We start from the raw sequence: 10,786 nt of genomic DNA, 5'->3' as shown, positions 1-10,786 counted from the left end.
TCGAGCCCGACCTCCTCGGCATGCTTGGCGATCGTCACCATCGCCTTGATGCGCTCGTATTCGGTGGGCGCGGTCCCATTGGTGGGGTCAACGGTGACGTCACCGACTGTAAATATGCCGATCTGCACGGGGTCTCCTCGTTCGGGTAGATGCGTTTGCATCAATTATACGCCGGTTCGTACCGGCGCCCGGCCGGGCGGGCCGGTCCGGACGCCGGTACGGGCCGGTGCAGGTCAGGGCGGGCTAGGCCGGCACCGTCTCCCGGGCCTGCTCCGCGCGGTCGGACGCTTCACGGCGGCGGGCGCGCCGTTCCCGCCGTCCCTCGATCAGCCGGTAGAGAACGGGCACCAGGATCAGGGTCAGGGCGGTGGAGGAGACCAGCCCGCCGATGACGACGACGGCAAGCGGCTGGGAGATGAAGCCGCCCTCGCCGGTCAGCCCCAAAGCCAGTGGCGTCAGGGCGAAGACCGTGGCCAGCGCGGTCATCAGGATGGGGCGGAGCCGCTGCCGGGCGCCCTGCAGGATGGCCTCGGCCACATCCAGCCCGGGCTCGCCGTCCCGCGGCCTGCGGTACTGGTTGATCAGATCGATCAGCACGATGGCGTTCGTCACAACGATTCCCACGAGCATGAGCATGCCGATGAGCGAGGGCAGTCCGAGCGGGATGCGGGTGATCACCAGCAGCGCAATCGCCCCGGTCGCGGCGAACGGGATGGAGACGAGCAGGATCAGGGGCTGGAGCAGGCTCTTGAAGGTGGCCACCATGATGACGTACACGATCGCGACGGCCGCCCACAGCGCAATGAAGAGCTGGCCGAAGGATTCGCTCTGCTGTGCCGCCGCCCCGCCGACCGTGGCGGTGGCTCCGGCCGGCAGGTCCACGCCGTCAAGGCGGTCCGACACCGCCGCGGTCAGGGCGCCCAGGTCGTCGCCAGCCGGGGTGACCGAGACGCGTGCCGTGCGCTCCCCGTTGGCGCTGGTGACAGTCAGCGGGACCTGGACCTCTTCGATGGTGGCCACCTCGGTCAGGGGCACCGGGCGTCCGGCCGCCGGGATGACCAGGTCCTCAAGCTGGGCCAGGCTCGTGATGGGTGTTCCCTCACCGATGAGGACGGGATAGTCGGTGGCCTCCAGCCGGAGCACTCCGGCAGGGACCGGGCTGATGCTGCCGCCGAGCAGGCCGGCGATCTGCCCTTCGGTGAGCCCCGCGGCGACCGCGGCGGCGCGGTCCACGCTGATCTGGACCTGCGGCTGGGCGGCGGAGAGGTTGCTCGTGATCTCGCCGGCGCCGTCGATGCCCTGGAGGCTCTCGACCACCGCATCACTTGCGCGCTGGAGGTCCTCGGGGACCGGAGCGGTGATGTTGATGTCGATGGTGCTTGAGGTGCCGAAGCCGCCCTGCTGGCTCGAGAGCGAGAAGTCCCCGGCACCGGTGAGCTGCTCGAGGTCGTCCCGGATCCTTGCCTGCAGCGCGTCCTGGTCGGCGTCCTCGTCCGTGGTGACGGTGAAGCTTGCCACCGAGGCCCCTTCGGAGAACTGGGCGGCGAATGCGCCCTGGGCGTTGCCGACGGTCAGCTGGATGTCGCGGATGGCCGGGTCCCGGGCGAGCACTTCCTCGGTCCGTGCGGCCGCTGCGGCCGTCGTGGCGAGGCTTGAGCCGGCCGGCAGGGTCTGGGAGATGCTGAAGTTGTTCTGGCCGCTGCTGCCGAGCAGGTTGGTCTGGAGCAGCGGGACCATGGCGGCCGTTGCCCCAAGCACCAGCACGCCGGCGGTAAGCGTCCAGACGGGGTGGCGCTGAGTTCCGCGGAGGATCGGGAGGTAACCGCGCTGCAGCCAGGAGCGGCGTTCGGCCCGGTGGGCATCCTCGACCGCCCGGGCCCGCGCCTGCCGGGCCGCCTCGGACGCGGCATGGTCGACGTCGGTAGTCCGGGTGCGGGGCAGGAACCAGTAGGCGAGGACGGGGATGATGGTCAGGGACACCGCGAGGGAGGCCAGCAGGGCAATCCCTGTGGTGACGGCGAAGGGACGGAACAGCTCACCCGCCAGCCCGCCGACGAACGCGATGGGCGCGAACACCGCCACGGTGGTCAGGGTCGAGGCCGTCACCGCCCCGGCCACCTCGCGCACCGCCGTCAGGATGGCCGTGCGTTTTTCCTCGCCGTAGCTCAGGTGCCGCTTGATGTTCTCGATCACGACGATCGAATCGTCGACCACCCGGCCGATGGCGATGGTCAGCGCCCCGAGGGTGAGGATGTTCAGGGAGTACCCGGCCGCGTAGAGACCGATGAAGGTCACCAGCAGTGAGAGCGGGATGGAGATCGCGGTGACCAGGGTGGAGCGCACCGACAGCAGGAACACCAGGATTACGACGACGGCGAAGGCGAGGCCGAGCAGCCCCTCCGTGGTGAGGTCCTTGATGGAGCGTTCGATGAAGGGCGCCTGGTCGAAGACCACCGTGATGTTGGCGCCGTCGCCCAGCTCCGTTTCGAGCTCGGGGATGAGTTCCCCGACGGCCCGGGAGATGCGCACCGTATCGCCGTCGGGCACCTTCGTGATGGTGAGGCCGAGGGTTTCGACGCCGTTGGTTCGAGTGATCGAGGTGGCGGCGTCGTCGGCGAGTTCGACGTCGGCGATCTCCCCGATAGTGACCGGATCGGCGCCGGGAGCCGGTGCGGGCTCGGCGGGCGACGGGTTCGCGGGGTCTGGGAAGCCGGGGGCGCCGGGCGCACCGGGGGAGCCCGGAGCGCCACCGGGAACGTCCGGCGCCGGAATGCCGGGCGCGGGGAAGCCGGGGGCGGCCGGAGTCGAGGGTGCCTCGGGGGCCGGTTCGGCCGTCCCGGCCGGCTCGGAGGGCAGCACGGGCAGGCCCCGGATGTCCTCGAGGGACGCGACGGGGCTGCCGGCCTGGATGGTGAGGGAGCGCAGGTCCTCCTCGAGGGTGCCCACCGGGAACAGGGCGCCGTTGGCTTCGAGGGTGTCGACGATGTCCCGGACCTGCACTCCGGCCTCGGCGAGGGCGCCGTCGCGGGGAAGCACCGAGATGTGCTGCCGCGAGCCGCCGGTGATGTCCGCCGAGCGGACCCCTTCGAGCTTCTGCAGCCGGGGCACCGTCAGCCGGGTCAGCTCGTCGTTCAGCTCGCTGAGCGTGCGGTCCGAGGAGATGGCCAGGAAGGCGATCGGGAAGTCGCCGATGCTGCCGGCCAGTGCCTGCGGCTCGACGTCCTCGGGGAGGTTGGGCCGCACCGCGGAAATGGCCCGGTCCACCTGGGCGCGGGCCCGGTCGAGGTTCGTCCCGTAGACGAACTCGAGGTTGACGGTGGAGACGCCGCTGCGGGAGGTGGCCGAGGAGGTTTCGAGCCCCTCGACACCGCTGAGCGCGGTTTCGAGCGGGCCGCTGACCTGCTTGTCGATGTATTCCGGGGAGGCGCCGGGCACCGAGGAGATCACGGTGATCCGGGGAAACTCGAGCGAGGGGATGAGTTCCTGCTTGAGCGAGCCGACGGTGATCACGCCGAACACCGAGGCAAAAACGGTGATCAACGCAATCAGGGCCCGGTTTCCCAGGGAGAGCTGCGCCAGACGGAACATTGGCCTGCCTTCGGTGCTGACGGTGCCTGGTGTCCCGGGGCAGCCGCGGCTTACTGGAGTTTCAAGACCCGATCAGTCATCGATTGGACTTCCGCGGCAAGCTCCTCATTCTCATTGAGTTTCACGCCGTATCCGGGGATCATTTCCTTCAGCTTCGCCTCCCAGCCCGACATCTTTGCCGGGAAGCACCGCTTCAGGAGTTCGACCATGATCGGAGCCGCCGTGGACGCCCCCGGCGATGCGCCGAGGAGCGCCCCCACCGACCCATCGGCCGAGGTGATGACTTCCGTTCCGAACTGCAGAATTCCACCCGTCTTGGGGGCCTTCTTGATGACCTGTACACGTTGGCCGGCGGTGATGAGTTCCCAGGCGCCGCCGTTGGCCGACGGAACGAACTGGTTGAGGGCCTCGTTCTTGGCCTCGCGGTTCTTCAGGACCTCGGAGATCAGGTACTTGGTGAGCGGGACGTTGTCCTTGGCGACGGCGAGCATCGGCACCAGGTTGGAGGGGCGGACCGACCCGGGCAGGTCGAGGAAGGAGCCGCGCTTGAGGAACTTGGTGGAGAAGCCGGCGTAGGGCCCGAACAGCAGGGACCGCTCACCGTTGACGAACCGGGTGTCCAGGTGCGGCACCGACATCGGCGGCGCGCCGACCGAGGCCTGGCCGTACACCTTGGCGTTGTGCTGGTTCACAATGTCCGGGTCGGTGCAGCGCAGGAACTGCCCGGACACCGGGAAGCCTGCGAAGCCCTTGCCCTCGGGGATGCCGCTGCGCTGCAGCAGGTGGAGGGCACCGCCGCCGGCGCCGATGAAGACGAATTTCGTGCTGACCGTCCGGGTTGCACCGGTGCCGCGGTTCTTCACCTTGATGTCCCAGCGCCCGCTGGAGGCACGGGAAACGTCGACGACGTCGTGGTGGTAGTTCAGTTCGACGCCGTTGCCCTCGAGGTAGGTGGTGAGCCCGCGCGTCAGGGCACCGAAGTCGACGTCGGTCCCGCCGGCGACCCGGGAAGCCGCCACGGGCTGGCTGGGGTTGCGGTCCTTCATGATCAGGGGAGTCCACTCGGCGATCGTCGCCGCGTCTTCGGAGTGCTCCATGGTGCGGAAGAGCGGCTGGGCGCTGAGGGCCTCATGCCGCCGGCGCAGGTAGCCCGCGTTCGCGGTGCCCCAGACAAAGCTCATGTGGGGCACGGGGTTGATGAAGTTGCGGGGGTCCCCGAGGTGTCCGCTGGAGACCATGTGGGCCCAGAACTGGCGCGAGACCTGGAACTGCTCATTGATCGCCACGGCCTTGGCCGGATTCACCGAACCGTCTTTGCCCGCCGGAGAGTAGTTGAGCTCGCACAGCGCCGCGTGCCCGGTCCCGGCATTGTTCCACGGGTCGGAGCTTTCAAGGCCGGCGCGGTCGAGGCGCTCGAAGACGGAGATGTCCCAGTCCGGCTGAAGCTGCTTCAGGAACGCCCCGAGCGTGGCGCTCATGATGCCCCCGCCGATCAGGACAACGTCGGTGGTGGATGCGGATGATGCCGCCTGGCTTTGTGCAGTCAACGTTGTCTCCAGTCACGAGGTCCTAGCCCTTGAAGCCTAACGGCTGGGAGCCACCATAATTAAATCAGCCGGAGCTTGCGTCGCCACCGGGGGCCGGCACCCCGTCGAGGTCGATCCGGTTGAAGACCTCGTTCATGACGGGGCTCACCGGGTAGGAGGCCACCCGGGGGGACATGGCCAGGGCCGAGATCGGGAAGGCCAGCGGAACGGCCGGCAGCCGCGTGGCGATCTGGGCGCTGATGTCGGCGTAGGCCTCCCGCCGGTCCTCGCCGTTGGGCAGGGTTCCGGCCCGGGTGATCTTGCTGAACAACTGAGGGTCCCGAAAGCCGAACTCGCTTGAGTATTTGCCGAAGAGCGCACCGGCGAAGTTGTCGGGGTCCTGGTAGCTCCCGCTCCAGCCCAGCAGGTGGAAGGCGCGGTCGCCGTCCTCAAGGACCCGGTCGAGGTAGCCCTCGTTCCAGTCGACGGCCACGGGTTTGAGGTTGAACCCGGCGGCGGTGAGCTGCCTGCTCAGTTCGGCGTAGATCTTCTCCGGGGCCGGAAGGTACGGCCGGGAGATGTTGCGCGGGTAGTAGAAGGGCAGGGGGGTCCCCGTATAGCCCGCTTCCTCGAGCAGCTCCCGGGCCCTGTCCGGGTCGTGGTTGTAGGAGGGGACGGACTCGCTGCTCACGCCGAGCTTCTGCGGAAGGAACTGGCGGGCCGCCTTGGTGCCGTTGAGGAAGCGGCCCTCGATCAGCGCCTCCTTGTCGATGGCGTGGGCAACCGCCTGGCGGAAGAGCACGTTGTCGACGCCCGGGAAGTTCTGGTTCAGCCCCAGGTACAGCACGGAGTAGGGGTCGCGCTGCAGCAGCTGCTGGCCCGCCCGGGCCAGTTCGGCGGCGTTCTCCACGGTGACGAAGTCGTAGCCGTCGATGCGGCCCGCCTTCAGGGCGCGCAGCCGGGAATCGGGGTGGGCGATGGTGGTGAACACGACGTCGGTGACTTCGCCGCGGTCCCCCCAGTAGGAGTCGGACGCAGTCAGCCGCACCTCGTCCCCGGTCCAGCTCTCGAGCCGGAAGGGGCCGGTGCCCACGGGTGCCAGGGCATACCGTGACAGCCGGACTCCCTCGCGGGTTTCGGTCAGTTCGTCCGCCTCCAGCTGCTCCAGGGCCCGCGGGGAGGACATGGCGAAGGAAGGCAGCGCGAGGGCGGGGATGAACTCGGTCATCCGGCTGTTCAGCTCGATGAGCACCTCATGCCCGCCCAGGTGCCGGCAGCCCTTGTACAGGGAGGCCTCGGCGTTGTCCGAGAAGGCCAGGAAGACCGTTTCGAAGGAAAGGGCCCCCGCCGCGCCGCGCGCCGCGGGGGGAGTGTTGAACCAGCGGGAGAAGTTGGCGCACACCGCCTCGGCGTCAAAGGGCTCCCCGTCATGGAAGACGACGTCCTCCCGGAGCTCGAAGGCGTAGGCCCGGCCCTCGTTGCGTTCCTCCCACGACTCGGCCAGCAGCGGTGCCGGCTCGGAGGTCAGCGGGTCGATGCCGACGAGGCCTTCGAACAGCTGCTGGGTGACCCGGAAGGATTCGCTGTCGGTGGCCATCGCGGGGTCAAGGCCGGTGGGGTCGGCTGCCGCCCCGAACCGGAAGGTGGTGTCAGGTGCGGCGGAGGAGGCAGGCGCCGGAGTTGACGGGGACGGCGGCGCGGGCGGCGTCGAGGTGCAGGCGGGAAGACTGAGCGCTACGGCGGCCGCGGCAAGGACTCGGAGGACGCGACGGGACCGGACGCGCCCGGCGGTTTTCTTCACAGCCAGATTCTCCAAAGGGGCGCAGCGCCCGGCTAGGTGGTTGGAAAGTTCAGTCTAGGCGATCCGGCCGGTGCGGCCGCCCCGGCTTGCGGCGTGCTGGCTGTGCCGGCTCCGGGCCGTTCCGCACAGAGGACGGGCCCCCGCACGGCGAGTGCGGGGGCCCGTCCAGGTTCCCTGGTCACGTTAGAGGAGTTACACCAGGGAGGTTCCTAGCCCTCCGGCGGCGTGAGGACGCCGTCGATCAGGTACACGGTGGCGTTGGCTGTCTGGACGCCGCCGCAGATGACGTTCATGCCGTTGACCATCAGCTCGTCGCCCGACCCGGTGATCTCGACGTCGCCGCCCTGGACGGTGGTCTGGGTGGTTCCCTCAAGGTCGGCCGGAAGCATCCTGCCGGGCACCACGTGGTAGGTCAGGATGCCCGAGAGCAGGTCCTTGTCGGTCTTGAGTGCCTCGACGGTCTCGGCGGGCAGCGCCTTGAAGGCGTCATCGACCGGGGCGAAGACGGTGAACTCGTCGCCGTTGAGGGTGTCGACGAGGTTGACGTCGGGGTTCAGTTCGCCGGAGACGGCGGCCGTGAGCTGGGTCAGGATGGGGTTGTTCGAGGCTGCTACCGCGACCGGATCGAGGGCCATGCCTTCGACCGAGCCGGCGCCGTCGGGAACCTCGGCCGCGTAGTCGGCGCAGCCGGGCCCGACAAGGTTCGCCGCCGGGTCCATTGCCTCGCCGGAGGCCTCCCCGGTGCTCTCCGGTGCCATCGACTCGGCGGCCTCGGTCTCCATGCTCTCGGCGCTGGGGGCCGACTCGGAGGCTGCATCGCCGCCGCCGCCACAGGCCGACAGACCGAGCACCGAGACGGCTGCGAGTCCGAGGACGGAAAGGTTCCTGCGCTTGGTGAGTTCCATCAGATTTCTCCTTGATCGACTCGGCCCGGTGGGGGAGGTCGGGCCGCTTGCTGGGGGGTGGAGCGCATCGTGTCGATGTCTCGGAGGTACTTCGACCGTGCGTCGAAGTCGGATGGGTCGGAGCCGAAATTATTCCGCCGGGCGGGGGAGGGAGAGGGGAAGGGCGGATGGGAAGGGCGGAGCGTGGACGGATTTTCCGGCGCGGCCGCCGTGGGAGGGCGGGTCCGGGCACGCGCCAACGAAAGAACGGCACCCCGGTGCGAAGACCAGGGTGCCGTTGGGCGCCGGCCGGGGGCCGGGGGCCGGCGCTGAAGTGCGCAAGGGGGGACTTGAACCCCCACGTCCGAAGACACTGGAACCTAAATCCAGCGCGTCTGCCAATTCCGCCACTCGCGCGCCGACGCTGCGCGGAAGCGCAGCGTCGGCCTTTAGTCTACGGGAATCAGGAAACCCCGAGGTCGCGGCGCAGCTTCGCGACGTGTCCGGTGGCCTTGACGTTGTACTGTGCCAGCGCGACCTGTCCGCCCTCGTCGAGGACGACGGTCGAGCGGATCAGGCCCTCGTAGGTCTTCCCGTAGTTCTTTTTCTCACCCCACGCGCCCCACGCTTCGGCGACCTTGTGGTCCTCATCGGAGAGCAGCGGGAACGTCAGGTGCTCGTCCTCGCTGAAGGCACGGAGTTTCTCCTGTGCATCGGGGGACACTCCCAGGACCCGGTACCCGGCCGCCGCGAGGGAGGAGAGGTTGTCACGGAAATCGCAGGCCTGGGTGGTGCAGCCGGGGGTGGCGGCCGCCGGGTAGAAGTAGACGACGACCTTTTCGCCGCGGAACTCCGAGAGCGACACCGAGTTGCCAAACGCGTCAGTGAGCGTAAAGTCGGGGGCATGATCTCCGGCCGACAGTTGTTGTGTCATGCGGGTTCCTCAGTTCAATAGGGGCGGCGCGAAGGCATTAAAAATGACTGGGACGCCTAGTTATCATAAAGGGGACGGGTTGGCGCCATCCATGAGCGTTGATCAGCTTAGCGAAAGGGAGTGCACAATTTCATGCCGGATCTGGAGCAATGGCCCACAGGCCGACTGCTGACGACGGCTGCCCGCCTGGTCGAGCACGCCTGGAATGAGCGGCTGGTGGACATTGGCGTTACCCACGCCGGAGTGATTGCACTAGGAGTCCTCGCATCGCAGGGCGCCATGACGCAGGCGAGCCTCGCCCAGATCGTCCGGGTCCAGGCCCAGACCATGGGCAAGACCCTGGCCCGGCTCGAATCCCGCGGCCATGTGGCCCGCGTGCGGAACGACCTCGACCGCAGGTCCCACCTTGTCTCCATCACCGACGCCGGCCGTGAAGTGCTCACCCGGGCCGACGACGTCGAACGCACCCTCGTGGCAGGCGGCGGCCTCGTCTCCGATGAACTCCGCACGCATCTGCAGAGCGTCATTAAAGAACTGGGCGCCCCTCGATGGAACTGGGCGGCCGCCGCGGCGGCCCCGGAGGTCGCCTCCGCACTCCAGGACGACGCCGTGCCGGGGCCGGAGTCCTCCGGACCCACCGCCACCATCGGCAGCTGACATGGCCTTCTTCCTCGAGTACGTCGTCCCCCCGGTGGACGGCGGTGAGATCGCCGTTCCCTTGCAGGACCACCCCGAACCCACTCTTCCCCTGAGCGAGACGGAAGTTCCTGTCGTCGATGCGGCGGCCCTGCCGGTGCGCAGCGCCGTCCTCGCGTCGTCCGTCGGAGAGGCGAAGACGGCAGCGGAGGAAGTGATCGCCTCGAGCAAAGCCGTCGAAGCCACCCTGTTCGACGATCCTGCGGGCTCCCTGGACGCCGGCTCGGGCCGGATCGTCGCGGTTTTCCGCGAAAACGACGGCTGGAGCGTCAGCTGAGCGCGGCGCGAAAATCGCCGAGAACGCATACTCCATCGGAATTGAAAATAGAAGATTTTCGGGAGTAAAACTTTTAATTAATCGTTGCAGGGCCCGGTGGCCCGTGGTTCCTTGGGGGTGTCAGTTGGACACACCGAACTGGAGAACCATATGTCGAATCCTGCCGCCGCCCCGACGCCCCCGTTTGAGCCTCATGGCAGGACCGACGGGCCACTGCGGGCCGCGTTGCAGGACGACATCGCGCTGCGGCACCTGAGCCTGGCCGAGTCGGTGGCCCGGTCCTTCTCCTCGTTCGGCCCGGACGCCGCGGACATCCGGCAGGTGGCCTACCTCGGCCTGATCAAGGCTGTGCAGCGGTTCAATCCGGCCCGGGGGGTGCCCTTTGCCTCCTTCGCCATTCCCACCATCACCGGCGAGATCAAGCGCTACCTGCGTGACTGCTGCTGGGTGGTCCGACCGCCACGCCACCTTCAGGACCTGAGGACCGAAGCCGTGCGGGCCGCCCCCGTGCTGGCGCAGCGGCTCGGGCGGGAACCGACCACGAGGGAGCTGGCGGCCGAGCTCGGCGCCGAGGAGCCGGTGGTGGCCGAGGCGCTCACCTGCTCCACAAGCCTGCGGCCGGAGTCGCTCGACGCACCCTTCGACGGCAAGAGCTGGGGGGACACCCTTCCCTCGCCGGATAACTGCATCGAGCGCAGCGATGACCTCGTTTCGCTGCGGGCGGCGGTCAACGGCCTCACTGCGGCGGAGAAGGAGCTGCTGTACCGGAGGTATTTCAAGGAGGAGACCCAGCAGCAGATCGGTGAGCACCTCGGGATGACGCAGATGCAGGTGTCCCGGAAACTGGCCCGCATCCTGGTGCTGCTGCAGGAGCGGCTGGCCGGCGCGGCGGGCAGCGGGTCGGCGGACATCCGGATCGCCTGAACCCGGTCCGCTCCCGCGGTCCCGGCGGGCAAGGGCGATCGGGCCCGGGCGGGCGCGCGGGCTAGTACACGCCGAGCCGGGAGGCCGCCGCGAGCACCGCATCGGGGGTCACTGCGAGCAGCTCGGGGTCCGGCTCCGTGGCGAAGGTTTCGCCGA

At 68.7% G+C, this 10,786-nt stretch carries 9 protein-coding genes and 1 tRNA gene; 3 read left to right on the top strand and 7 right to left on the bottom strand.

The window, feature by feature from the left end:
- The 7 genes from QZX79_RS08425 to bcp form a co-directional block, all read right to left on the bottom strand.
- On the bottom strand, nt 1-128 hold a 128-nt coding region (locus QZX79_RS08425; RefSeq protein WP_294567504.1), incomplete at its 3' end, for an LLM class flavin-dependent oxidoreductase.
- 115 nt (nt 129-243) lie between these two features.
- Complete coding sequence (locus tag QZX79_RS08420) at nt 244-3,588, bottom strand: efflux RND transporter permease subunit (protein WP_294567502.1); 3,345 nt, start codon at nt 3,586-3,588, stop codon at nt 244-246.
- A 50-nt stretch (nt 3,589-3,638) separates the two neighbouring features.
- On the bottom strand, nt 3,639-5,135 hold the full coding sequence (locus tag QZX79_RS08415; protein WP_294567500.1) for a malate:quinone oxidoreductase: 1,497 nt from the start codon (nt 5,133-5,135) through the stop codon (nt 3,639-3,641).
- Between the two features lie 64 nt (nt 5,136-5,199).
- Complete coding sequence (locus QZX79_RS08410; protein ID WP_294567498.1) at nt 5,200-6,915, bottom strand: ABC transporter substrate-binding protein; 1,716 nt, start codon at nt 6,913-6,915, stop codon at nt 5,200-5,202.
- A 209-nt stretch (nt 6,916-7,124) separates the two neighbouring features.
- The gene (locus tag QZX79_RS08405) at nt 7,125-7,820 is read right to left on the bottom strand and encodes a fasciclin domain-containing protein (protein ID WP_294567496.1); all 696 of its coding nucleotides are present in this window, start codon (nt 7,818-7,820) and stop codon (nt 7,125-7,127) included.
- Between the two features lie 314 nt (nt 7,821-8,134).
- Nucleotides 8,135-8,216, bottom strand: a tRNA-Leu gene (locus QZX79_RS08400).
- Nucleotides 8,217-8,262: 46 nt separating this feature from the next.
- The gene (gene bcp / locus QZX79_RS08395; protein WP_294567494.1) at nt 8,263-8,733 is read right to left on the bottom strand and encodes a thioredoxin-dependent thiol peroxidase; all 471 of its coding nucleotides are present in this window, start codon (nt 8,731-8,733) and stop codon (nt 8,263-8,265) included.
- Nucleotides 8,734-8,865: 132 nt separating this feature from the next.
- Between bcp and QZX79_RS08390 the strand changes: the two genes are divergently transcribed.
- From QZX79_RS08390 to QZX79_RS08380, 3 genes are all read left to right on the top strand, one after another.
- Nucleotides 8,866-9,390 (top strand): MarR family winged helix-turn-helix transcriptional regulator, encoded by a 525-nt coding sequence (locus tag QZX79_RS08390; RefSeq protein WP_120165578.1) that lies wholly within the window; start codon nt 8,866-8,868, stop codon nt 9,388-9,390.
- Nucleotide 9,391: 1 nt separating this feature from the next.
- On the top strand, nt 9,392-9,706 hold the full coding sequence (locus QZX79_RS08385; protein ID WP_294567492.1) for a hypothetical protein: 315 nt from the start codon (nt 9,392-9,394) through the stop codon (nt 9,704-9,706).
- A 150-nt stretch (nt 9,707-9,856) separates the two neighbouring features.
- A complete protein-coding gene (locus QZX79_RS08380; protein WP_294567490.1) occupies nt 9,857-10,630 on the top strand; it encodes a sigma-70 family RNA polymerase sigma factor in 774 nt (257 codons plus the stop codon).
- Nucleotides 10,631-10,786: the final 156 nt, after the last annotated feature.

The sequence above is a fragment of the uncultured Arthrobacter sp. genome, from assembly GCF_902805515.1.
GTDB lineage: Bacteria > Actinomycetota > Actinomycetes > Actinomycetales > Micrococcaceae > Arthrobacter_D.
The sequence above is the reverse complement of the archived record's forward strand: the minus strand, read 5'-3'. Positions and strand labels throughout refer to the sequence as shown.